We start from the raw sequence: 23,036 nt of genomic DNA on the forward strand, positions 1-23,036 counted from the left end.
GGCCAAGGAATCGACATTCCTCAACACCGTGCGCAACCGCTCGACCCGTTCGCTCTCGACGGGTGAGCGCGAGCAGATTGCCGAACTCGCCGCGACCAAGCCGAAGATCGATCTGGAAATCCAGTTCGACTACAACTCGGCCGACATCGCCAAGACCTCGGTGCCCTCGGTGCAGGCGCTCGGCAAGGCGCTGTCCGATCCGGCGCTGAAGGGCTCGACCTTCGTGGTCGCCGGCCACACCGACGCGGTCGGTGGTGAAGAGTACAATCAAGGCCTCTCCGAGCGCCGCGCCGACACCATCAAGAAGTACCTGGTGCAGAACTACGGCCTGAACGGCACCGATCTCGTCACCGTCGGCTACGGCAAGACCAAGCTGAAGGATGCCGCCCACGGCGCCGACCCGGTCAACCGCCGCGTCCAGGTCGTGAACATGGACACCAAGACCGCGTCGAAATGATCTCGATTTGATCGCGACAGAAGGCTCGCCGCCTGCCGCCCCGGCAGGCGGCGATGTCATATCCAGCTCTGGAACAGCATCAGCCGGCCAAAACTCCGCATCGACGTGCCGATGAAGGCCGCAGAGATGGGCAGCATGACCGCAAAGCCGATCGCGGCGACACCGACATAGGCCCACAGCAGCCAGCGCGGCAGGCCGTCCCGGCGCAACACATAGACCAGCGCGAGCGACGCCGCGGTGGCGGCCGGCAGATAGTAGTAGATGAACCCGAGCGTGCGCGGCAGCAATGCCCAGGCGAGCCAGGGACCGAAATAGAACGCCGCGATCAGGAACGCATCCCAGCGGCGCAGCACGATGAAATCGCGCAGCACGAGCGCGAGTGCGAGCAGAGCCGGCCACAACACCAGCGGATTGCCGAGGAAGACGATTGCGGAGACGTTGTCCTCCGCGCTCTTGTCGAACAGGAACCACACCGGGCGCGCGAGCAGCGGCCAGGATGGCCACGCGCTCATATAAGTGTGTCCGGCGATCGCGGTCGTGGTGTTGTCGGCGAAGATCCGGCGCTGCGCCTCGATCAGATCCGGCAACGACACGCCGTAGAGCGGAACGAAAGCCGCAAGATACGTCATCGCCGGGAGGATGGCGAAGCAGAGCGCGACATGATGCAGCCTCAGGCCGGGCCAGAGGTCCGGCCGGTACCAGTCGTCCGGCTTCGCGTCGGCGAACAGCGTGCGCCAGCCCTGCATCAGGCGGATCACCGCAACGATGACGATGCAGACGCCGAGTGGAAACAGGCCACTCCATTTGCAGGAAGCGGCCAGGCCGAACAGGCTGCCGGCGAGCGCGAACAGCGCCTGCGGCCGCTCCCGTCGAAAACCATGCATGAAGGCGGCGGTCGCGAGCAGACCGAAGCCGAGCGCAAAGATGTCGAGCATGGCGATGCGCGCCTGCACGTAGAGCATCTGGTTCAAGGCGGCGATCAGCGCCGCGGCGATCGCCGGCCCTTGCGCGGAGAACAGCGCGAGCCCGCACAGATAGATCGCGACGATCGCCAATGCGCCGAACAATGTTGCGGGATAACGCCAGCCGAGCGCGTTGTCGCCGAAGGCCGCGATCGACGCCGCGATCAGCTCCTTGGCCAGCGGCGGATGCATCGGATTGAGCATCGGCTGCGACATCGCCGGGGCCAGCATCTGCCGCGCCGCCGGCACGTAGTGCACCTCGTCAAAGACGAACTTCTCCGGCGTCGCGAGGCCGATCAGCAGCGCGAGATGGGCAGCTAGGAAAATAGCGACAGCTACCACTGCGCTTCGCGACAATCTCGGAACTGCGGACCGTTCAAGCAGCTGCTGTGGGGATGTTTTGCGTGGCAAATTTGCGTCACCGCGGACAAAAATAGAGATCGCTGCTTTCATTGAACGCATTCCCCCGCGGCTGTCACTAAGCATAACGCACGTACCGCTCCGCTTGTGATAATTTCGCCACATCAGAAGCGCGCGCGATCCGGTACGATCAGGGACACATCGATCGGTTGCGAAATGAATTTCCGTTTCTGGCTTTTCCCTATCCTGTCGTCGGCCGCATTGTGCGCGGCGCCTGCTGCGCAGGCGCAGACGCGCGTCGGCGAAGCGGTCGTGATCCAGAACGAAGTGGTGCGCGTGGCCGCGGCCACCACGCCGATCAGTGTCGGCGACAGCATGCTGCGCGACGAGACCGTGCGCACCGGCGTCGACAGTGCCGCGCGCTTCGTGATGGCCGACAGCACCAATCTGTCGCTCGGCCCCGGCGCCACGCTCAAGCTCGACCGCACCGTCTTCAACGACGAGCACAGCTATCGTGACGTCGCGATCCGCATGACCACCGGCGCATTCCGTTTCGTTACCGGACATTCCGAGAAGACCGCCTACAAGATCACGACGCCGCTTGCGACCATCGGTGTGCGCGGCACCACGCTCGACATCCTCTCGCAGCGCGGACGCTCCGTCGTGGTGCTTCAGGACGGCGCGGCGAGCGTCTGCACGACGAGCTCACAATGCGTGCAGCTCACCCAGCCGGGCGACACCGCAATCATAACATCAACCGGCGGCAAGGTCTCGATCACCAAGACCAACACGCCGCCCTGGACCTTCGCCGCCAACTGCGCCGCAAGTGCCGGCCTGTGCGCGGTGAACCAATATGCCGGCGCCTCGCCGACCATCACGCCGGCCGTCCAGGACGACGGCATGCTGTGCGGGCGCTGACGATGGCGAAATTCAACTTTCGGCTCTTCGCCCTCACCGGCCTGCTGACCGCGGCCGCTGCGCTGGCGTTTGTCGCGCTCGACATTCGTCCCGCCGCAGCTCAAGCGACCTGCGAAATCGGATGCGGCGAGCCGACGCCCTACCCGACCTATTCACCATCTCCGACGCCGACATATTCTCCGTCGCCCTCACCCACCCCTTCGCCGAGCCCCTATCCTTCCCCGTCGCCGAGTCCATATCCGTCGCCGAGCCCGACACCGACCGGGGCCGATTCCAGCGGCAATTCGATCGGCGGCCTCGCGGGCCAGCGCTTCAACCAGATGATCACCAACCGGGTGCTCGGCACGGTCCTGCTCGGCGTCAACGAGCAGGTCAATTGCAGCGACTGCATCAGCGCGTTCGGCTCGGCCGGCTCGTTCTCGGCCGGCATCCACGGCCGCAAGGAGCTCACCAACAATCTGTCGCTGCTCGCCGGCATCGCCTACACGCACTACAACGAGGGGGGCTACAAGATCACCGGCGCGCCGATCGGCGCCTTTGCCCTCCGCTACGACTTCACCGACTGGGGATCGTCACGTCCGTTCTTCGACGTCGGAACGATCCTGACGCCGTGGGAGAAGGCGCGCTACACCCGCAGCTACAATACCAGCCTCGGTCCTGTGAGCGTGACGAGCTCGACCAACGCTTCGAACTATGCGGTCTACGGCCGCGCCGGCTGGATGAGCCGCGTCTCGCCGCGCGACGAGGTCGCAGCTTCGATCGAAGTCTGGCAGCTCTGGCAGCGCGTGTCCGGCTACAGCGACAATGCCGTGGCCTTCAACCCGTTCGACGCCACCATCGCGACCGGCACCGACCGTACCAGCCTGGTCAAGATCGGCGGCCAGTGGACGCATCTGTTCGGCAGCAACGTCGAGACCAACATCAACGGCGGCTGGGTGCAGTCGTTTGCGAGCCACAGCGGCATCGTCGCCACCGTGACCGGCGATGGCGTGGTGGTGCCGACCATGGGCAACCAGGGCTGGTTCGAATATGGCGGGCGGCTCGGCTTCCGCGTGCAGAAGGGCTGGGTCGTGGATCTCTTCGCCAACGGCACGCTCGGCCCGCAGCCCGTCGGCAACACCATCCACGGCGGCGTGGGCTTACGGATAAATTACTGAGGCAGCTTCGTAGGGTGGGCAAAGCGAACGCGTGCCCACCACTTGTCTCCACCGGAGTCGGATCGTGGGCACGGCGCAAGATCGCCTTTGCCCACCTACGGCACCCGTGTCGTCGTCACGCCGCCGACTTGCCCTCGAACGCGCGGCGCAGCACGTCGACATCCAGCTTCACCATCTTCATCATCGCCTGCATCGCGCGCGCGGCCGCTGCCCTGTCCGGGCTCGACAGGAATTCGAACATCACCTTCGGCACCACCTGCCAGGCCACGCCCCAGCGATCCCGGAGCCAGCCGCATTGCTCTTCCTTGCCGCCATGGGCGAGGAACGCATTCCAGACGCTGTCGACCTGGGCCTGATCATCACAATGGATCATCAGCGAAATGGCATGGGTATATTCCATCTTCATCCCGCCGTTGAGCGCGACCAGCGGCTGACCGGCGACCATGAACTCGACGACGAGCACGGAGCCTTCCTTGCCGGAGGGGCCGTCCGAAACATTGCGCTGAACGTGCGTGATCGCCGAGTTCGGCACGAGCGAGACATAGAACTTCGCGGCTTCCTCGGCATCGCCGTTGAACCACATGCAGGGTACGACCTTGGACATCGTGAATGCTCCTCGTTGGTTTAGCGTTCGACGGACTGGGATCAGGCATTCGCCATAACGGGCTGCGGAGGGACAGCCGCCATGTCCAGCCAGTTCACACCCCACATGTGGCCATCCGGATCCTCGAAGCTGCGGCCGTACATGAAGCTGTATTCGTCCTTCGGGCTGGGATCGGCCACCCCGCCTGCCGCCTCTGCCTTGCCGACAATCGCGTCGACCTCGTTGCGGGTGTCGGCGGACAGGCAGAACAGCGCCTGATTCGAGGTCCTGGCATCTGCGATCGGCTTCGGCGTGAACTGGCGGAATTTGTCGTGGGTCGCCAGCATCACGTAGATGGCCTCGGAAAAGACCATGCAGCTCGCCGTGTCGTCGCTGAATTGCGGGTTCCGGGTCGCGCCGACCGCCTCATAGAAGGCGGTCGCACGTTTGAGGTCGGTCACGGGAAGATTGAGGAAAATCATCCTGGGCATCGGAAGCTCCTTGGGCGGGTTCTGCCCAAGGACGGATCGCCAGGGGGCCACCCGACACGGCTTCCGGAAATTTTTTCACCCCCCGGAGACGATCGCGCCTCCCACCGCGGGGCGGTCTTACTTCTTCTCGTTCGGATCCCGGTGGATGGGGTCGACCCACAGCACTGTCTGGGGCTTCTCGACCGGCTCGATGTCGAGGTTGATCGCCACTGCCTCGCCGTCGCTGCGCACCAGCACGCATTCCAGCACCTCGTCGGGGCTGGCGTTGATCTCCTGGTGCGGCACGTAAGGCGGGACGAAGATGAAATCGCCGGGGCCGGCCTCCGCGGTGAATTGCAGGCTCTCGCCCCAGCGCATCCGCGCCTTGCCCTTCACCACGTAGATGACGCTTTCGAGATGGCCGTGATGGTGTGCGCCGGTCTTGGCATCGGGCTTGATGCTGACGGTGCCGGCCCACAATTTCTGGGCGCCGACGCGCGCGAAATTGATCGCGGCCGCGCGGTCCATGCCCGCCGTCGACGGCACGTTGGTATCGAGCTGGTTGCCGGGAATGACGCGCACGCCGTCATGTTTCCAGCGATCGTCGTGATCGTGGTCATGGTGGGAATGCGAATGGTCATGGCCGGTCATGGACTTGCTTTCTGTTGGTTCCGTGCGCGGCAAACTAACCCGAAGCCGCACTCGCGAGCCATACCAAAATCGGAACCCTCGTAGCTGCGGGACGTTGCCTTTGCGAGCAAAATGGAAGGAGAGTCTCATGGGTAGCACGACCGACAAGATCAAGGGTAACGCCAACGAAGCGATCGGCAAGGCCAAGCAGGGCATCGGTGAAGCCACCGGTTCCGAACGCATGAAGGGCGAAGGCGTGGTCCAGGAAGTGAAGGGCAAGGGCCAGCAGGCCATGGGCGATGCCAAGGACGCCGCAAAGGACGCGATCGATCGCGCAGCGGCAGGAGCAAAGCGCGCGACGGAATGACGCGCGGCATCTAAAAGCGAAAAGACCGGCCGAAAGGCCGGTCTTTTTCTTGCCGTCATTCCGGGGCGGCGCGTAGCACCGAGCCCGGAATCTCGAGATTCCGGGTCTGGTCCTTTCGGACCATCCCGGAATGACCCGATGCGTCACTTCACCGCGAGCAATTCCACGTCGAACATCAGCGTCGCGTTCGGCGGGATCACGCCGCCGGCGCCGCGGGCACCGTAGCCGAGTTGCGGCGGGATGATCAGCGTGCGCTTGCCGCCGACCTTCATCGAGGCGACGCCCTCGTCCCAGCCGCCGATGACACGGCCCTTGCCGATCGGGAATTCGAACGGCTCCTTGCGATCGACGGAGCTATCGAATTTCTTGCCCTTCTGGCCGTTCTCATAGAGCCAGCCGGTATAGTGCATCACGCAGATCTGGCCGGGCTGCGGCGAGGCACCGGTGCCGACGGTGGAGTCGATGATCTGCAAGCCTGAAGCTGTGGTCATGGTCTTTCCTGCGGTCTGGGCCGAGGCCGTGGTGGAAACGAAATGCGACACGCCTGCGATCACCGTGATCGCGAGTGCCGACATCAGGGTGAGGAGCGCGCGCTGGAAACGCTGCATAAGGCACCTTCCGTTTGAGGCGGAAGGTGTCTAGCGCAACGCGGGTGCGGTTTCCACCCCTCACACCTCGATATTTTCCAGTCGGACCGGGAGCTTGCGGATGCGCTGGCCGGTGGCGTGGTGGATCGCGTTGCAGATCGCGGCATTGGTGCCGACATTGGCGAGCTCGCCGAGGCCCTTCACGCCGACGGGATTGATGCGGTCATCCTGCTCGGAGAGCAAAATGACCTCGACTCCGGCGACGTCCGCATTCACGGGCACGAGGTAGTCGGCAAGATTGTCGTTGACGTAGCGCGCATTGCGCTCGTCGATTTCGGTGGCCTCCAGCAGTGCCGACGACATGCCCCAGATCAGTCCGCCCATCAGCTGGCTGCGCGCCGTGCGCGGATTCATGATCCTGCCCGCCGCAAACGCACCGACGAGGCGAGGACAGCGGATTTCGTGGGTGAAGCGATTGACACGGACCTCGACGAACTCGGCGCCGAATGCGTAGGCGATCTGGTCTTTCATGGCATGACCGCCGACGAGCCGCACCTGCCCGTTGTGCATGGCGCGGAAGGAATCCAGCGGCGCGCCTTCCGGCTTCCACTCGCCATATTCCTCGACGACCCCGACACCGAGCGCATCGAAGGCCTTCTCGATGTCGAGTGGACGATCGCCCTTCGCCGCCTGCGTGGCCGGTGTCTGGCCGAGACCCACGGTCTCCTTGGCCCGGTCGGTCAGGCTTTGAGCCGGCATCGCGGCCTTGAACAGGCGCTGGCGAATCTGGTCGCACACCATCATCACCGCCGAGCAGGTGCTCGCGGTCGAGTTCGAGCCGCCGGCAACCGGCGCCGGTGGCAGATCGCTGTCACCCATGAAGACCGCAACTTTCTCGAGGGGCACGCCGAGGCGCTCGGCCGCGGTCTGGGCGATGACCGTATAGGCACCGGTGCCGATCTCGTGGCCGGCGATCTCGACCCGGGTCCGGCCGTCGCGCTGCAGGCGCACGCGCGCGGCCGACGACCCCATCTGCGTCGGATAGCAGGTCGCGGCACAGCCATAGCCGATCAGCCAGTCGCCGTCCGACATCGATTTCGGCTGCGGCGAGCGCTGCGCCCAGCCGAAGGCCTTGGCGGCCTCGTCGAAGCACGCCATCAGCGAGCGCGAGGTGTAGGGCTTGCCACCGATCGGCTCGTTGGTGGTGTCGTTGATGCGCCGAAGCTCGACCGGATCCATGTTCAGCTTAACCGCGAGCTCGTCCATCGCGCTCTCCAGCGCAAACAGATACGGCACCTCCGGCGGCGAGCGCATGAAGCCCGGCGTGTTGCGGTCGGCACGCACGATCGACACCAGGCTGTCGACGTTCGGGCAGGCATAGAGCCGTGTCGTCGTCTTGGTGCCGCCGACGCAATAGGCATCGGCGCGCGAGGAGACCTCGGCGCCCTCATGCCTCAAAGCCAGCAGCTTGCCGTCCCGGTTTGCGCCAAGCTTGATCTCCTGGCGCGTCTCGGCACGGTGGGTCGTAATGGTGAAACCCTGATCGCGGGTCGGGACCAGCTTGATCGGGCGGCCCAGGCGCTTGGCAATGCCGGCGATGATGGCGGTCCGCGGCGTCATCGAACCGCGCGAACCAAAGCCGCCGCCGACATAGGGATTGACCACGCGCACCTTGTCGGCGTCGATGCCGAGCTGCTCGGCGACGCCGTGCTTCAAGCCATAGACGAATTGACTGCCTTCGTAGATGACGAGATTGTCGCCCATCCAGGCGCAGCTCGTCGAAAACAGCTCCATCGGATTGTGATGCTGCGTCGGCGTGTCGTAGGCGGCGGTGAGCTTGATCTCGGCCGCATCGAATGCCTTGGCGAAATCGCCGACCGCGGGGTCTTCCTTGAACTGCGCGTTCTGGCCCTTTGCGGCAGCCGTGGCTGTTCCCGGCGAATCGAAGCTCGCGCTGGGCGCGGTGGCGGTGTAGCTGACCTTGACACGATTGGCGGCCTCGCGCGCGGCCTCGTAACTCTCCGCAACAACGACAGCGATAATCTGGCCGTCATGGGCGATCTCGGCCGACTTCAGCGGCTGGATCGTCGTTCCGGCATAGCCGCCATTGCTGAAAAGCTTCGACTCCCTCAGCTTCGGGGCGTTCTCGTGGGTGACGATCTCGATTACGCCGCGGACACCCTTGGCCTCATCGAGATCGAAACGGTCGATGCGGCCTTTGGCAATCGCACTGGTGACCAGGAATGCATAGGCCGGATTATCCAGCGGCATGTCGGAGGCGTAGGTCGCCCGCCCCGTGACCTTTGCAGCCGCATCATAGCGCGGCACGGGCTGGCCCATATTCGCCTTGGGCGAGGGAGCTGCAGCGGTCATGATCAGATCTCCATCGTTACGGCCTGCTGGAGCGCGCGCGCCACCACGCGCTTGCCGAGCGCGATCTTGAAGCTGTTGTGCCGGCGGCCGCGGGCGTCTGCAAAAGCAGCATCAGCGACGCGTTGCGCCAGAGCTTCGTCGAACTTTTGTCCCTTCAGCAGCGCCTCCGCCTCGCGCGCCCGCCAGGGCATGGTGGCGACGCCGCCGAGCCCGACGCGCGCATCCCGGATCGTGCCCTCTTGCACGTCGAGCGCGATCGCAGCCGAGGACAGTGCGAACTCGTAGGATTGCCGGTCGCGCGCCTTGAGATACACCGAGCGAGGCCAGCGGCCCCGGATCGAAAAGGCCGAAATCAGCTCGCCGGGCTGAAGCGTTGTCTCGATGTCGGGGGAGTTCCCCGGCGCCTTGTGCAGCTCTGCGAACGGCATCGTGCGCGTGCCGGCCCTGCCCGTGATCTCGACCACGGCATCAAGGGCGATCAACGCCTGCGCGAAATCGCCGGGATAGGTCGCAATGCACTGATCTGACGTGCCGAGCACGGCATGCATGCGGTTGACGCCGTCCATGGCGGCGCAGCCTGAGCCGGGATTGCGCTTGTTGCAATTCTCGTAGGAGACGTCGCGGAAATAACTGCAGCGCGTCCGCTGCATCACGTTGCCGCCGAGCGTCGCCATGTTGCGCAACTGGGCGCTGGCGGCGAGCTTCAGGGAATTGGCGATCACCGGATAATTGCGCTGGATCTCGGCATGGGCGGCCACATCGGACATCTTTGCGAGCGCACCGAGCCGCAAGCTGTCGCTGCCGGGCTCGATCGCCGACCAGGCGTGCGCGAACGGATTGATATCGACGATCGCGGCGGGCCGCATCACGTCGAGCTTCATCAGATCGATCAGCGTGGTGCCGCCCGCAAGCGGCTGGGCTGTCGCCTGGGTCAACGGATTGCTGGCTGCCGCCGCGGCAGCGCTCAGCGCCTGCACGGCCATGTCGGGGTCTGTTGCCCGCTGATACGAAAAAGGTCGCATGCGCCTAGCCTTTCATGATCTCGGGCGCGGCCTGCTTCACGGCCGCGACGATGTTGGGATAGGCCGCGCAACGGCAGATGTTGCCGCTCATGTATTCGCGGATGTCGGCTTCGCTCCCGGCATGTCCCTCCTTGACGCAAGCCACGGCGGATATGATCTGGCCAGGCGTGCAATAGCCGCATTGGAACGCATCGTTGTCGACGAAAGCCTGCTGCATCGGGTGCAGGCGATCGTCGGTCGCCAGCCCCTCGATCGTCGTGATCTCCTGCCCTTCCGCCGCGAGCGCGAGCGTCAGGCACGACACCACCCGCCGATCGTCGATCAGCACCGTGCAGGCGCCGCACTGGCCGTGGTCGCAGCCTTTCTTGCTGCCGGTGAGCTTGAGGTGGTCGCGCAGCGCATCGAGCACCGTGGTGCGCGCGTCGATGCGCAGGCGCTTGTCCTTGCCGTTGACCCGCAGCGTGACGTCGACGGGAAGTGAGGGGTCCTGTGCAGCTGGGGCTTTGGCTTCCTCTGTGGCCGCGCGCGCGGTGATCGGGACGAGCGCACTGCCAGCTGCGCCGGCCATGAAGGCGCGCCGATCGAATGCTGATTGTTTGGAACTTGATGTGTCGGACATCGACGCCTCCGCCGCTTATCTGCAAAGCAGCGCACGCCTGCACCGCCCATCGCCCCTTAACCGGAAGCAATGAACTCTGTTCCGCACGAGAAAGGGCGACGCAGCAAATGCCGCGCCGCCCTTCGTCAACTTTTCCTGATCTTGCGCGCGGAACCCCGCGCGGCAGCACTCAATAGCCGAGCGCGCAGCCGTCCTTGCGCGGATCGGAGCCGCCGGTGAGCGTGCCCTTCTCCCAGTCGATCCAGATCGCCTGCGCACCACCGAGCGGGCCGACCACACTGGTGGTCTTGTGGCCGAGCTTCTTCAGGCCCTCGACGATGTCAGTCGGCACGCTGTCCTCGAGCTGATACTGGCCCTCGTAGTGCAGGCCGCGCGGCATGTCGATCGCCTCCTGCACATCGCAGCCATAGTCGAGGATGTTGGTCACGACGCGGGTCTGGCCGACCGGCTGGTACTGCCCGCCCATCACCGCGAACGGCATCACGGAGCGGCCGCCCTTGGTGAGCAGGCTCGGCATGATCGTGTGCAGCGGCCGCTTGCCGCCGGCGATGCAGTTGGGATGGCCGGGCTGGATGCGGAAGCCGCCGGCGCGGTTCTGGAACAGGACGCCGGTCTTGTTCGAGACGATCGCCGAGCCGAAGGAATGCGCGATCGAATTGATGAACGAGCAGACGTTGCGGTCCTTGTCCACGACGGTGATGTAGATCGTCGACGGATTCATCGGCGGTGCGACGTTCGGCAGGTCGAGCATGCCGTCCATGCGGATCTTGGCGATGTGCTCGTCGCAGAATTCCTTGGCGAGGATCCTGGCGACCTCGACCTGCATGTGGTCGGGATCGGCGACGTGCAGCTCGCGGTGCATGTACGCGATGCGCGCGGCCTCAGCTTCGAGATGGAAACGCTCGATGCTGAGCGGCGCGTATTTCGTCAGGTCGAACCGCGACAGGATATTCAGCATCAGCAGCATGGTGAGGCCGGGTCCGTTCGGCGGGCACTGCCAGACGTCGTAGCCCTTGTACACGGTGCCGATCGGCGTCGTCGTCTCGGTGGTGTGCGCGGCGAAATCGTCGAGCGTGTGCAGGCCGCCGATGCCCCTGAGGGTCTCGACCATGTCTTCGGCAATCGGGCCCTTGTAGAAGGCGTCGCGGCCGTCCTTGGCGATCGCGCGCAGGGTCTTGCCGAGCTCGGCCTGGCGGATGACGTCGCCGGCCACCGGCGGCTTGCCGCCCGGCAACAGGTAACGCACTGTGTTGGTACCGCCCTTCAGCTTCTCGAACTGGTTCTTCCAGTCGAAGGCGATGCGGGGGGCGACGACGTAGCCTTCCTCGGCCGCCTTGATCGCGGGCTGGAGCAGCCGGTCGAAGCCGAACTTGCCATGGTCGCGCAAGACGGTCGCGAAGGCATCGACCACGCCGGGGATCGAGACCGCATGCGCCGAGGTCAGCGGCACCGAGTTGATCTTGCGCTCCAGGTACCAGTCGGCGTTCGCCGCCTTCGGGGCACGGCCGGAGCCGTTATAGGCGATGATCTTGCCCTCGCCGCGCGGCTGGATCAGCGCAAAGCAGTCGCCGCCGATGCCGGTCGATTGCGGCTCGATCACGCCAAGCAGGGCCGAACCCGCTACCGCCGCGTCCACCGCGGTGCCCCCTTCGCGCAACACCTCGATCGCGGCGAGCGAGGCCTGCGGATGCGAGGTCGCCACCATCGCGTTGGTGGCGTGGACCGTGGACCTGCCTGGGAAATGAAAGTTTCTCATCGAATTCTTGCTCTCTTGGGCCCGTGGCGCGGATGGCGCGCCATCTCGGAAAAAACCGGGGTTACATGACACATTCCGGCCCGCCGGGGCAATGCTGGCATACCAGGGAAATGGCTGCCATCCGCTGAGCGAATAGACCTTTCGAGGCCGGCGGCCATGCGGGTTTTCCGGACGGCGGCCGCCTGCTAAACGAGCCGCCATGTCTAATCCGGATTCGATCAAGGTCGCCGCCTTCTACCAATTCGCCGCACTCCCGGATTACCGCGAGCTGCGCGAACCCCTGCGCGCGTTCTGCGCCGGCCTTAAGCTGAAGGGCAGCGTGCTGCTGGCGCATGAGGGCATCAACGGCACGCTCGCCGGTGCGCCGGAGGCAATCGACGTCCTTGCCCACGAGCTCGCTCACGGCGACATGTTCGGCGGCAGGCTGAACAATCTCGAATTGAAATTCTCGGCCGCCGAAGCGATGCCGTTCGGGCGGCTCAAGGTGCGGCTGAAGAAGGAGATCGTCACGCTTGGCGATGAGGCTGCCGATCCGACCCGCCAGGTCGGCACCTATGTCGATGCGAGCGAATGGAACGCGCTGATCTCAGCGCCCGATATGCTGCTGCTCGATACCCGCAACGCCTTCGAGGTGGCGATGGGAACGTTCGAAGGCGCCGTCGATCCCGGCATCAGGAGCTTTGGCCAGTTCAAGGATTTTGCCGCCGTCGAGCTTGATCCGGCTAAGCACCGCAGGATCGCGATGTTCTGCACCGGCGGCATCCGCTGCGAAAAGGCGAGCGCGCATCTGCTCGCGCGCGGCTTTGCCGAGGTCTATCACCTCAAGGGCGGCATTCTCAAATATCTGGAAGAGGTGCCGGAGGCGCAGAGCCGCTGGCGCGGCGAATGCTTCGTGTTCGATGAGCGCGTCGCGCTCGGCCATGGCCTGCAAGAATCCGGCCTGCAAGAATCCGGCTTGCAAGAATCCGGTTTGCGCGAACGAAACAAGGATGCGACGCGTGACGAATGAGATCAAGACGCTGAGCGAGCGCATCGACACACTGGAAACGCGCCTCGCCTACCAGGACGACACGATCGAGACGTTGAACCAGACCATCACCGCGCAGTGGAAGCAGATCGATCTGCTGACGCGGAAGATCGCAGAACTCGGCGAGCGGCTGCAGGAAGCCGAGGCCAATGCGCCTGGACCAGCCAACGAACCTCCGCCGCATTATTGAGCCGTCTTACTGGCCGGAGGCCTTGGGCATCAAATTCATGAGCTCGCCGGACATCACCAGGCGGTCGCGGCCTGCGTCCTTGGCAGCGTAGAGCGCCCGGTCGGCAGCCTCAACCAGCGAGGCCACGCCCGCCGTGCGTTCCAGCGCCGGCCGACAGGTCGCACCGCCGACCGAGGCGGTGACGCATCCGGATTCCAGATTGGTGGCATGAACGAGGCCGGCCTCGTGGATGGCGCTGCGGATCCGTTCGCCGAAAAGAGCGCAGCCGGCGGCATCGGTGTTCGGCAGCAGCATGGCGAATTCCTCGCCGCCATAGCGCGCCGCCAGATCGCCGGCGCGCTGCGTCTCGGCCGCGATGATCTTTGCGACCAGACGCAGGCAGGCATCGCCCGCGGGATGGCCGTATTCGTCGTTATAGGCCTTGAAGTGGTCCACATCGATCATCAGCAAAGCAAGGCTCGAGCGGTCGCGATAGGCGCGCGCCCATTCCTCTTTCAGCCGCTCGTCGAAGCGGCGGCGATTGGCAAGGCCGGTGAGGCTGTCCTCGATCGCGAGCGTCTCGAGCCTGGTTTCCAGCTTCTTGTGCTCGGTGATGTCGCGGGAGATCGCGACCACGCCGTCGACGCGGCCATTGTCCTTGCGCGTCACCCGCATGGTCGATTCCAGCCAGACTTCGCCGTTCTGCCGGTGCGAGTTGCGATAAGTGAGGCGCGCCTCCTCCCGCTCGCCACGCTTCATGGCGTCGACGATCGCCTGGACCTCCGGCAGATCCTCCGGATTGATGCCCGCGAGCGCCGGCGTGCCGATCAATTGATTGGCGCGCCAGCCGACGACCCGCGCGGACGAGGGCGAGACATAGCGCAGCCGCTCGTCGAGCCCGATGCGCGTCACCATGTCGCTGGAGCCTTCGGCGAGCAGGCGGAAATGCGCCTCTTTCTCGACCAGGGCCGCGGCCATGCGCTGGCCGCGCTGCAACTGTCGCACCAGCACGGCGCCGATGACCGCAATCAGCATCACCAGCGCGACGACGTAGAGCATGCGGGAGATTGCCGCGGCGCGCCAGGGCGCGAGCAACTCGTCCTTGTCGACTGTGGCAAGCAAAAGGAGCGGGAAACGGCTGCTGCGCTTGAAGAAGCTGACGCGCTCGGCGCCGTCCAGGGGGGACTTGAAATAGTAGGCCCCACTCGGCCGTTGCAGGCTCGCGTCGCGGAATAACGGCTTGTCGGAAACGCTGCGTCCGACGAATGTCTCGTTGCTGGGGTTGCGCGCGATGATCAGGCCATCGCCATGCGTGAGCGAAACCGAGCTGTTGCGGCCGATCTCGAACTGCTCGTAGAAATGCGAAAGATATTTTGAGCTGATGGTCGCGAGCACGACCCCGCCGAAGCTGCCGTCGGGCTTGTCGAAGCGGCGCGACAGGGTGACGACCCATTGGCCGTCGAGGAGGCTCTTTACGGGACGGCCGACATAGGGCTCTCGTTTCGGGGAGAGCTGATGATAGCGGAAAAACGCGTCGTCGCTGAGCGTTGAGCCGATCGTCCCGGGCGAGGTCAGCCAGTTGCCCTGGTCGTCGATGATGGCGAGGCTGTGAACGCGCTCGATGGCCTTCTTGCGTACTTCCAGCAGGGTGCGCAGTTTGGCGATCGTGGCCGGTGCAGTGCCGTCCATCTCGAGCCGGCTGACGACGCCGACGACGCCGGAATCCAGCAGATCGAGGCTGTCCTCGGCATGCTGGGTCAGCGAGCGGGCAACGTTCGCCATCTCGGTCTCGGCGCCCCTGAGCACCGCGTCGCGCGCAGCCCATTCCCGCCAGCCGCTGACGCCGAGGATGGTCGCGCAGGTCAGCACAACGAACGCCGCCGCGCGCAGCGGCAGACGGCTCCATCCAGCTCGTTGGGTCGCAAGGCTCATGCGGCAGAATTCTCCGATCGTCGGAAACTCTGCCGCTTCTATTATTGAACTCTGAAATCACTACTGGAATACGTAGCCATCTACACGGTTTCCAGTAGTCCTACGGACGCCGCGATAAGCACATCGCTAACAAGGTATTAGCAAGCCGATCGGAATCCCGGCGTCGCCTTCCCCTAGCTGAAGATCGCCTTCACCTTGTCCCAGAGCGAGGGACTGTCGGCTTCCGCATCGGCCTTCGAGGGCGTCGGCTGGGTGGCGCTTACGGGATCAGATGCTGGGAAGCTGTCCCTGAGCCCGGCGTCGAGCTTGGATTGCCGGTCGGCGACGAGCGCCTCACGCAGATCGTCGGCGTGCTTGTCATGCGGCGCGGGATTGAATGTCTCAGCCATGATGTCCTCCATCGGCTGGTCAACGCGGCCCGATTGCGCTGGTTCCCCTGTTCCGCTGAGGGCCGGAGCGGTGTATCAGAGGCCATAACCTTTCTCAGGACCATTCGTGCCCCAATCTGCGACGAAACCTTTCATCGACGTGCTCTCCGGCCAGCGCCAGAGCATCCCGCCCATGTGGATGATGCGGCAGGCCGGCCGCTATCTGCCGGAATATCGCGAGGTCCGCGCCAAGGCCGGCGGCTTCCTCGATCTGTGCTTCAACCCGGAGCTTGCGGCCGAGGTGACGCTGCAACCGATCCGCAGATTCGGCTTCGATGCGGCGATCATCTTCTCCGACATCTTAGTAATCCCCTATGCGCTCGGGCGCTCGGTGCGGTTCGAGGTCGGCGAGGGCCCGCGGCTGGATCCGCTGGATCATCCGGCGAAGGTCGCAACGCTCGCCGCGCGCGCCGACTTCGGCATGCTCGAGGCGGTGTTCGAGGCGCTCAAGCTCGTCCGCGGCGCGCTCGATCCAAAGACCGCGCTGATCGGCTTCTGCGGCGCGCCGTGGACGGTTGCGACCTACATGGTCGCCGGCCAGGGCACGCCGGATCAGGCGCCGGCGCGGATGATGGCCTACCGGCATCCGGAGGCGTTCTCGAAAATCATCGACGTGCTGGTCGAGAACTCGATTCAATATCTGCTGTTGCAGCTCGCCGCCGGCGCCAATGCCTTGCAGATCTTCGACACCTGGGCGGGCGTGCTGCCGCCGGCCGAGTTCGCGCGCTGGTCGGTCGAGCCGACCCGCCGCATCGTCGAGGGCGTGCGGGCCAAGGTGCCGGATGCGAAGATCATCGGCTTCCCCCGCGGTGCCGGTGCGCAATTGCCTGGCTATGTCGAGGCGACCGGCGTCAATGCGGTCAGCATCGACTGGGCCGCGGAGCCGGGCTTCATTCGCGAACGCGTGCAAAGCAAGGTCGCCGTGCAGGGCAATCTCGATCCGCTGGTGTTGATCACGGGCGGCGCGGCGCTCGACCGCGCGGTCGACAACGTGCTGGCCAATTTTGCTCAAGGCCGCTTCATCTTCAATCTCGGCCACGGCATCCAGCCGGAAACGCCGATCGCCCATGTCGAGCAGATGATCAGGCGGGTGCGGGGGTAATTCGCCCGCCCTAACGGGCGCGGAAACAAAAACGCGAAAACAACCCCATGCACAGTAGACAAGTCATTGAAAACTCTGGGCCTGCCACGCGCGGCTCAGAGGCGAGTTTGACACGTCGGGCAAATCAGGCGCGGAATCATAAGATGGCCGGTTGCGCTTTCGCGGGAAGGCTTAGCGCGGCCGGCTGCGCTCGATGATCTCGGCGGCGCCCTTCGTCAGCAGATCCAGACCCACGGCACGGCCGAGCTCACGCGGCCGATTGGCGGGGCCTTCGCGCGAGGCTTCGATGATGGTGTTGCCGGAGAGGTCGAGCACGGAGGCCGTCAGCGACATCTGATCGCCGGCAATGGTCGAGAAACCCGCCACCGGCGAATTGCAGTGGCCGTTCAGCACCCACAAGACCTCGCGCTCGGCGTCCGCGCTGGCATGCGCGGCGGGATCGTCGATCGACGACAGGATCTGCCGCGTCTGCCAGTCCTGCGCCGCGCATTCGACTGCAACGATGCCCTGCCCCGCCGCGGGCAGCATCTCGGCTGCGGTGAATTCGTACGCGATGCGGCCGGCAAGGCCGACGCGGTCGAGGCCCGAACGCGCCATGATCAGCGCATCGGCCGGCCCCACCGTGCCGCCGTCCGGCAGGCGCTGCTTCTCGCCATTGTCGAGCTTTCGGACGCGCGTGTCGGCGGCACCGCGGAAGTGGATCACCTCTACATCCGGCAACAGGCGTCGCGCGTAAGCGGCCCGGCGGACCGCGTTGGTGCCGATCTTAAAACCCTTGCCGCGGGACTGGCGCAGCGCCTCCAGCGTCACCCCGTCGCGCAGCACCAGCGCGTCGTTCGGCGGATCGCGCGACAAGGTGGCGCCGATGACGAGGCCGGGCGTGTCCTCATTGCCCGGCATGTCCTTCAGCGAGTGCATCGCCGCCTGCAATTCGCCCGACAGCACCGCGGCGCGGATCTGCGCCACGAAGGCGCCGCCCTTGCCGCCATGCGGCAGGAGCTTGCTGGTCTGGTCGAGATCGCCCGTGGTGTCGAACTTGACGATCTCGACGTCGAGACCGGGCACGGCGGCGGTCAGGCGGCGCGCGATCTCTTCTGTCTGTGCCAGCGCCATCGCGCTCTTGCGTGTGCCGATCTTGAATCGCGTAGCCAAGTCCAAACCCTCTCAAGCAGCGAAATTACCGCGCATCCTCCAATATCATGTCGGAGGCCTTTTCGGCGATCATGATGATCGGGGCGTTGGTGTTCCCCGACACGAGGTCCGGCATGACCGAGCCGTCGACGACGCGAAGGCCTTCGAGCCCCCTCACCTTCAGCCGCTGGTCGACCACCGCGAGCGCGTCATTGCCCATACGACAGGTCGAGGTCGGATGGTAGATGGTGCTGCCGCGCTCGCGGCAATAATCGAGCAACTCGGCGTCCGTGGATACCTTCGCACCGGGATCGTACTCACCAGCCACGAACGGCTTCAGCGCCGGCGCATTCAAGATCTTGCGCAGGATCTTCAGACCTTCGACGTTGGTCGTGCGGTCGGTCTCGGTCGACATGTAGTTGATGCGGATCTCCGGCGGCACCGTCGGATCGGCGCTCTTGATGCGCAGGGAGCCGCGGCTCTCAGGACGGAGCTGGCACACAGAGGCGGTAAAGCCGGAGAAATCATGCAGCTTCTCGCCCATCTTGTCGGTCGAGAACGGCAGGAAGTGAACCTGGATGTCGGGCGAGGCCAGCCGCGGGCTGGTCTTGAAGAACGCGCCCGCCGTGCCCGCCGCAATCGTCAGCCACCCCTTGCGGAACAGCGCATAGCGCGCGCCGGCCATGGTGCGGCGGAGCGGATGATTGACGGTGTCGTTCAGCGTGATCTTCTGCGAGCAGCGCATCACGATGCGGACCTGCATGTGGTCCTGGAGGTCGTGACCGACGCCCGGCGCATCCAGCACGACATCGATGCCATGCTTGCGCAGGAGGTCGCCGGGCCCGACGCCGGAGAGCTGCAGCAGCTGCGGCGAGTTGTAGGCGCCGCTCGACAGCACGATCTCCTTGCGCGTGCGGGCACGTCGGATTTGCGAGCCTTGCCGATATTCGACGCCGACGGCGCGGCGGCCCTCGAACAGCACGCGCTGGCCGAGCGCGGAGGTTTCGACCTTGAGATTGCCGCGGGCCTTCGCCGGCCCGAGATAGGCCACCGAGGTCGAGGCGCGCCGACCGTTGCGCGTCGTGGTCTGGAACAGGCCGACGCCTTCCTGCGTGGCGCCGTTGAAATCGGGATTGTAGGGCAGACCGGTCTCGACCGCGGCGTCGATGAAGGCCTTTGACAGCGGATCGGTCACGACCATGTTGGAAACCGGCAGCGGGCCGCCGCTGCCGTGATACTGGTCGGCCCCGCGCGACTGGTTCTCGGCCTTCTTGAAGTAGGGCAGCACGTCGTCATAGCCCCAGCCGGTGTTGCCGAGCTGACGCCAGCGGTCGTAGTCCTCGTGCTGGCCGCGGACATAGAGCAGACCGTTGATCGAGCTCGATCCGCCCAGCGTCTTGCCGCGCGGCTGGAACACCTGACGTCCCTTCAGCTCAGGCTCCGGCTCGGTCTGGTACATCCAGTTGACCGTCTTCTCCTTGAACAGTTTGCCGTAGCCGAGCGGCACGTGGATCCAGATGTTGGAATCCTTTGGCCCGGCCTCGAGCAGCAGCACGCTGTGCTTGCCGCTTGCCGATAGACGGTTGGCGAGCACGCAGCCGGCGGAGCCGGCGCCGACGATGATGTAGTCGAATTCGGGATCGGTGGATGCGAGAGAGGAATTTGCGTTCATGCGCTAGTCTTCTTGTTGTGTGGGCGTTTCTGGTTCGTCACTAGCACAATCATGCGCGATGGCGCAGCGCCTCGACCAGCGACTTGAACGCACGGGCATATTCCGCACCCGCCCTTGCGATATCGGCGCGCCCGGCGCAGGCGACCGCGGCCTCCGTCACCGCGCCGAGCAGCAGCCGCGCCAGCGGCTCGACCGGCTGCTTTGCGATGAGGCCGGTCTCCATCGCCACCGAGAGCGCACGTGGCAGCTTGCCGCCGAAATGCCGTGCGTCGATCTCGCGCCACCTCTCCCAGCCGAGCACGGCCGGCCCGTCCCGCAGGATGATCTGGCCGGTCGGGCCCTTGGCGGTCGCCGCGAAATAATGCTGCGTGCCGGCGACCATCGCCGCGAGCACATCCTTCTCGGCGCGGGCGGCGCTGTCGATCTCGACGACGAGATCCCGAGAGACCTGGTCGAACACGGCTTCAAACACTGCCTCCTTGGTCTTGAAGTGATGATAGACCGCACCCTTGGCGACAGAGGCCGCCGCCGCGATCTCGTCCATGCTGGTGGCGGCAAAGCCTTGCGTCCCGAACAGGCGGCGCGCCGCCGTCAGGATCGCCTCCGATGTCGCCGCCCGCCGCTCCGCCTGTTTTGCCATGGGTCTCGTCTAATCGAATTCGGCAGAAGCAGCCAGTTGACTTTTCGACCACCGGTCGGTATTTACCGACTATCAGTCGGTTTTAATTGCGGGGTTTGATATGCCGAGCCGTGACGTCGTCGAAGCTTTTGCGCAGCGGCTGGAGGCCGGGGATTTCATCGGTGCGATCGAGCAGTTCTGCACGCCCGACGCCGCGACCTATGAGAACAACGGCGCTCCGACGATCGGCCGTGACAAGCTAGTCGCCAAGGAGCGTGCCGTGCTGGCGGCCTCGAAAGAGGTCAGGGCCGTCCGCATCGGACCGAGCCTGATCGACGGCGACCATGTCGCGACGCGCTGGACGTTCAGCTTCACCAACGCAGAGGGTGTCGCACGAACGCTGGACGAGATCGCGTGGCAAACTTGGCGCGGCGACAAGCTGATCGAGGAGCGGTTCTATTACGACCCCAAGCAGCTCGGGCGGTGACAAGCCGCCCTATCGCAATCGATTTCAAGCTGACTCGCCCGGCGCCATCATGGCGTCGGCGAGCTTGCGCATCAGGCGCACCAGATCCTCCACATCCTGATCGTCCCAGGTCGCAAACATCCCCCCGACAATCCGTTCGCGTGCCCTGTCCACCGCGTCCGTCATGGCCTTGCCGCTGGGCGTGATGGTGGCTTCACTGACGCGGCGATCCGCTTCGCTGGCGTGGCGCTTGATCAAGCCGAGATTTTCCAGTTTCGCGACCTGCCGGCTGACCGTGGTGTAGTCCCGCCCCATGCGATCCGCGAGGTCGACGACTCCGATCGGGCCGCGCCGCTCGATGCCGACGAGCAGCGGAAACAGCGCACGATCGAGCGAGATGCCCGCCTCGCGGATCATCATGTCGTCGCCCTGCCGGCGGTTCATGACACTGACGATGTCGATCAACGCTTCGTGAAGCGAGCGCACCTGCTTTTTAATATGTGTATTTTGCACCTTTCTTGACATCCCGATGACCCTCTGCCTAATGTGTGCATATTACACATATTGAGGATGCCATGACAAAGCAATTCACGGCGGACGTTCTGATCTGCGGAGCAGGTGCGGCCGGCCTTACGCTCGCCATCGACCTCGCGCGGCGAGGCGTGTCTTTTCGGCTGATCGAGAAGCAAGCCGGCCCGTTCCATGGGTCTCGCGGCAAGGGAATCCAGCCTCGAACCCTCGAGATCTTCGAGGATCTCGGCATCATCGACCGCATCGTTGCCGCCGGAGGTCTCTACCCGCCGCAGCGCAAATACCGCGATGACGGCAGCTTCATCGAGTCGGAGATTGCAGAGCACGCAGCCCCCACCCCGGCCGAGCCCTACAAAATGGCGCTGATGATCCCGCAATTCCTGACCGAGGGCGTGATGCGCGAACGGCTGCTCGAACTCGGCGGGCGGGTGGAATTTGGCTACGAATTGGTCGGCCTGGAGCAGGATGAGGACGGTGTGACTGCGCGCCTTTCAGGCCGGGCCGGCGAAGAGACGATCCGCGTGCGTTACCTCGTCGGTGCAGACGGCGGCCGCAGCTTCGTGCGTCACGCACTCGGCATTGGCTTTCAAGGCAAGACGCTCCGCGTACGAGCCGTGGTGGCCGATGTCGTGCTGACGGGCCTGGACCGCCTGGCGTGGCACCGCTTCCACGATGGCGCGATGGACCGCCAGATTTCGCTGTGTCCACTGGCCGGAACGGAGCTGTTTCAGTTGCAGGCACCCGTTCCGCTCGAAGGCGAGGTCGATCTGTCCGCCGAAGGGCTTTCGGCCATGGTCGCCGAGCGCACGGGACGCAACGATATCCGCATCCAGTCCGTGCCTTGGGCGTCGGCCTATCAGATGAATGCGAGACTCGCCGATCGCTACCGGGATCGCCGTGCATTTCTGATCGGCGATGCGGCTCACATCCATCCCCCGACGGGTGGACAAGGTCTCAATACCAGCGTGCAGGATGCCTACAATCTGGGCTGGAAGCTGGCGGCCGTTATCGGCGGTGCGTCCGCAACTCTGCTCGACAGTTACGAGGCAGAACGACGCCCCGTCGCTGCAAAGGTGCTCGGCCTTTCCACCGACTTGCTGGAGGCGGCCAAGCGCGGCGACATGAGGCGCGGCCGCGAGGTGCAGCAACTCGACATCGGCTATCCGGGATCGCCCTTGGCACTGGAAAAACCAGGGCGCATGGCAGGCCCGTCCGCGGGAGCCCGCGCGCCGGATGCGCCGCTACGCGGAGCCGCCGGACAACCCATACGCTTGTTCGCGTTGCTCAAGGGGACTCATTGGACGCTGCTTGGCTATCAGGTGAAACGCGGGACCGTATCGGCGTGCACTGGACTGCACATCCACCGTATCGGCCCGGATGCCGAGCTCGTCGACGACAGCGAGCACTTTCGCCACGCATACGCCGTGTCGCCCGGGGATTGGGTGCTGGTGCGTCCTGACGGTTACATAGGCGCCTTCATGGGCTCGCGGCAGGTCGATGGGCTCACGCATTTCCTGGCCGAACAGGGCCTCCAGCCGGCTCCGTAAGTGTCGAAGTCCGCATTTGTATCGATTTGTTATCGATATCGCGTCACGAACACGCAGAAGTGGTCGCGGCGAAGGCCGCAGTCAGGGATAATTCATAGTTCGTCAAAGGTTTGCGGCGAATTCTCCCTGAAGGAGCCGACCAACGGCCCGT

Annotated in this window: 24 protein-coding genes; 9 read left to right on the forward strand and 15 right to left on the reverse strand. The window is 64.9% G+C overall.

The genetic code is table 11. The annotated features are described in order from the left end of the window. Positions 1-457, forward strand: a 457-nt coding sequence (locus IC66_RS0116465) for an OmpA family protein (RefSeq protein WP_038948357.1), incomplete at its 5' end; no start/stop codon positions are given. A gap of 56 nt (positions 458-513) precedes the next feature. Here IC66_RS0116465 and IC66_RS0116470 read toward each other — a convergent pair. Continuing rightward, complete coding sequence (locus IC66_RS0116470) at positions 514-1,944, reverse strand: phospholipid carrier-dependent glycosyltransferase (protein ID WP_038948359.1); 1,431 nt, start codon at positions 1,942-1,944, stop codon at positions 514-516. 51 nt (positions 1,945-1,995) lie between these two features. Here IC66_RS0116470 and IC66_RS0116475 point away from each other — a divergent pair, with 51 nt between their 5' ends. Together IC66_RS0116475 and IC66_RS0116480 are read left to right on the forward strand one after the other, a co-directional pair. Next, on the forward strand, positions 1,996-2,697 hold the full coding sequence (locus IC66_RS0116475; protein WP_028141762.1) for a FecR family protein: 702 nt from the start codon (positions 1,996-1,998) through the stop codon (positions 2,695-2,697). A gap of 2 nt (positions 2,698-2,699) precedes the next feature. Beyond that, positions 2,700-3,854 (forward strand): hypothetical protein, encoded by a 1,155-nt coding sequence (locus IC66_RS0116480; RefSeq protein WP_038948360.1) that lies wholly within the window; start codon positions 2,700-2,702, stop codon positions 3,852-3,854. Positions 3,855-3,969: 115 nt separating this feature from the next. Here IC66_RS0116480 and IC66_RS0116485 read toward each other — a convergent pair whose 3' ends face one another. The 3 genes from IC66_RS0116485 to IC66_RS0116495 all read right to left on the reverse strand — a co-directional run bounded on the left by IC66_RS0116485 (position 3,970) and on the right by IC66_RS0116495 (position 5,558). Further along, positions 3,970-4,458, reverse strand: a complete 489-nt coding sequence (locus IC66_RS0116485) for a VOC family protein (protein ID WP_028141764.1) — start codon at positions 4,456-4,458, stop codon at positions 3,970-3,972. Between the two features lie 41 nt (positions 4,459-4,499). Continuing rightward, complete coding sequence (locus IC66_RS0116490) at positions 4,500-4,928, reverse strand: VOC family protein (protein ID WP_028141765.1); 429 nt, start codon at positions 4,926-4,928, stop codon at positions 4,500-4,502. Between the two features lie 117 nt (positions 4,929-5,045). Beyond that, the gene (locus IC66_RS0116495) at positions 5,046-5,558 is read right to left on the reverse strand and encodes a cupin domain-containing protein (protein WP_028141766.1); all 513 of its coding nucleotides are present in this window, start codon (positions 5,556-5,558) and stop codon (positions 5,046-5,048) included. 127 nt (positions 5,559-5,685) lie between these two features. Here IC66_RS0116495 and IC66_RS0116500 point away from each other — a divergent pair, with 127 nt between their 5' ends. Continuing rightward, the gene (locus IC66_RS0116500) at positions 5,686-5,904 is read left to right on the forward strand and encodes a CsbD family protein (RefSeq protein WP_026202894.1); all 219 of its coding nucleotides are present in this window, start codon (positions 5,686-5,688) and stop codon (positions 5,902-5,904) included. Between the two features lie 143 nt (positions 5,905-6,047). On the opposite strand, the gene IC66_RS0116505 is transcribed toward IC66_RS0116500, so the two are convergent. The 5 genes from IC66_RS0116505 to ggt all read right to left on the reverse strand — a co-directional run bounded on the left by IC66_RS0116505 (position 6,048) and on the right by ggt (position 12,261). Beyond that, a complete protein-coding gene (locus tag IC66_RS0116505) occupies positions 6,048-6,512 on the reverse strand; it encodes an FKBP-type peptidyl-prolyl cis-trans isomerase (protein ID WP_028141767.1) in 465 nt (154 codons plus the stop codon). A gap of 60 nt (positions 6,513-6,572) precedes the next feature. After that, positions 6,573-8,864: a xanthine dehydrogenase family protein molybdopterin-binding subunit gene (locus IC66_RS0116510; RefSeq protein WP_038948361.1), complete on the reverse strand. Its 2,292-nt coding sequence runs from the start codon at positions 8,862-8,864 to the stop codon at positions 6,573-6,575. A 2-nt stretch (positions 8,865-8,866) separates the two neighbouring features. Beyond that, positions 8,867-9,886 carry an FAD binding domain-containing protein gene (locus tag IC66_RS0116515; RefSeq protein WP_038948362.1) on the reverse strand — a complete coding sequence of 340 codons (1,020 nt, stop codon included), beginning with the start codon at positions 9,884-9,886 and terminating at the stop codon, positions 8,867-8,869. A 4-nt stretch (positions 9,887-9,890) separates the two neighbouring features. After that, positions 9,891-10,505 (reverse strand): (2Fe-2S)-binding protein, encoded by a 615-nt coding sequence (locus IC66_RS0116520; RefSeq protein ID WP_038948363.1) that lies wholly within the window; start codon positions 10,503-10,505, stop codon positions 9,891-9,893. A gap of 169 nt (positions 10,506-10,674) precedes the next feature. Next, entirely contained in the window at positions 10,675-12,261 is a 1,587-nt protein-coding gene (gene ggt / locus IC66_RS0116525) for a gamma-glutamyltransferase (RefSeq protein ID WP_038948364.1), read from the reverse strand. Between the two features lie 199 nt (positions 12,262-12,460). On the opposite strand from ggt, the gene trhO reads away from it, so the two are divergent. Together trhO and IC66_RS0116535 are read left to right on the forward strand one after the other, a co-directional pair. Continuing rightward, on the forward strand, positions 12,461-13,270 hold the full coding sequence (gene trhO, locus IC66_RS0116530) for an oxygen-dependent tRNA uridine(34) hydroxylase TrhO (RefSeq protein WP_038948365.1): 810 nt from the start codon (positions 12,461-12,463) through the stop codon (positions 13,268-13,270). Then, the gene (locus tag IC66_RS0116535; protein WP_028141773.1) at positions 13,260-13,478 is read left to right on the forward strand and encodes a SlyX family protein; all 219 of its coding nucleotides are present in this window, start codon (positions 13,260-13,262) and stop codon (positions 13,476-13,478) included. The genes trhO and IC66_RS0116535 overlap by 11 nt, the downstream gene beginning before the upstream one ends. A 6-nt stretch (positions 13,479-13,484) precedes the next feature. Here IC66_RS0116535 and IC66_RS0116540 read toward each other — a convergent pair whose 3' ends face one another. Then, on the reverse strand, positions 13,485-15,389 hold the full coding sequence (locus IC66_RS0116540) for a sensor domain-containing diguanylate cyclase (protein ID WP_038948366.1): 1,905 nt from the start codon (positions 15,387-15,389) through the stop codon (positions 13,485-13,487). A gap of 173 nt (positions 15,390-15,562) precedes the next feature. Next, the gene (locus IC66_RS0116545; RefSeq protein WP_028141775.1) at positions 15,563-15,778 is read right to left on the reverse strand and encodes a hypothetical protein; all 216 of its coding nucleotides are present in this window, start codon (positions 15,776-15,778) and stop codon (positions 15,563-15,565) included. Between the two features lie 106 nt (positions 15,779-15,884). Here IC66_RS0116545 and hemE point away from each other — a divergent pair, with 106 nt between their 5' ends. Continuing rightward, positions 15,885-16,919, forward strand: a complete 1,035-nt coding sequence (gene hemE / locus IC66_RS0116550; RefSeq protein WP_028141776.1) for a uroporphyrinogen decarboxylase — start codon at positions 15,885-15,887, stop codon at positions 16,917-16,919. 171 nt (positions 16,920-17,090) lie between these two features. Here the strand turns inward: hemE and hemC are convergent, their stop codons facing one another. The 3 genes from hemC to IC66_RS0116565 are packed head-to-tail and all read right to left on the reverse strand — an operon-like array spanning position 17,091 to position 20,362. Beyond that, complete coding sequence (hemC, locus tag IC66_RS0116555; protein WP_028141777.1) at positions 17,091-18,071, reverse strand: hydroxymethylbilane synthase; 981 nt, start codon at positions 18,069-18,071, stop codon at positions 17,091-17,093. A gap of 25 nt (positions 18,072-18,096) precedes the next feature. Continuing rightward, positions 18,097-19,722, reverse strand: a complete 1,626-nt coding sequence (locus IC66_RS0116560; protein ID WP_028141778.1) for a GMC family oxidoreductase — start codon at positions 19,720-19,722, stop codon at positions 18,097-18,099. 49 nt (positions 19,723-19,771) lie between these two features. Beyond that, complete coding sequence (locus tag IC66_RS0116565; protein WP_028141779.1) at positions 19,772-20,362, reverse strand: TetR/AcrR family transcriptional regulator; 591 nt, start codon at positions 20,360-20,362, stop codon at positions 19,772-19,774. A 100-nt stretch (positions 20,363-20,462) separates the two neighbouring features. Here IC66_RS0116565 and IC66_RS0116570 point away from each other — a divergent pair, with 100 nt between their 5' ends. After that, complete coding sequence (locus IC66_RS0116570) at positions 20,463-20,828, forward strand: nuclear transport factor 2 family protein (protein ID WP_028141780.1); 366 nt, start codon at positions 20,463-20,465, stop codon at positions 20,826-20,828. Between the two features lie 24 nt (positions 20,829-20,852). On the opposite strand, the gene IC66_RS0116575 is transcribed toward IC66_RS0116570, so the two are convergent. Beyond that, a complete protein-coding gene (locus IC66_RS0116575; RefSeq protein ID WP_028141781.1) occupies positions 20,853-21,332 on the reverse strand; it encodes a MarR family winged helix-turn-helix transcriptional regulator in 480 nt (159 codons plus the stop codon). Positions 21,333-21,382: 50 nt separating this feature from the next. Here IC66_RS0116575 and IC66_RS0116580 point away from each other — a divergent pair, with 50 nt between their 5' ends. Further along, the gene (locus tag IC66_RS0116580) at positions 21,383-22,885 is read left to right on the forward strand and encodes an FAD-dependent oxidoreductase (RefSeq protein WP_038948367.1); all 1,503 of its coding nucleotides are present in this window, start codon (positions 21,383-21,385) and stop codon (positions 22,883-22,885) included. Positions 22,886-23,036 lie beyond the last annotated feature (151 nt).

The sequence above is a fragment of the Bradyrhizobium genomosp. III genome (genome assembly GCF_000261705.1).
Taxonomy (GTDB): domain Bacteria; phylum Pseudomonadota; class Alphaproteobacteria; order Rhizobiales; family Xanthobacteraceae; genus Bradyrhizobium; species Bradyrhizobium ottawaense.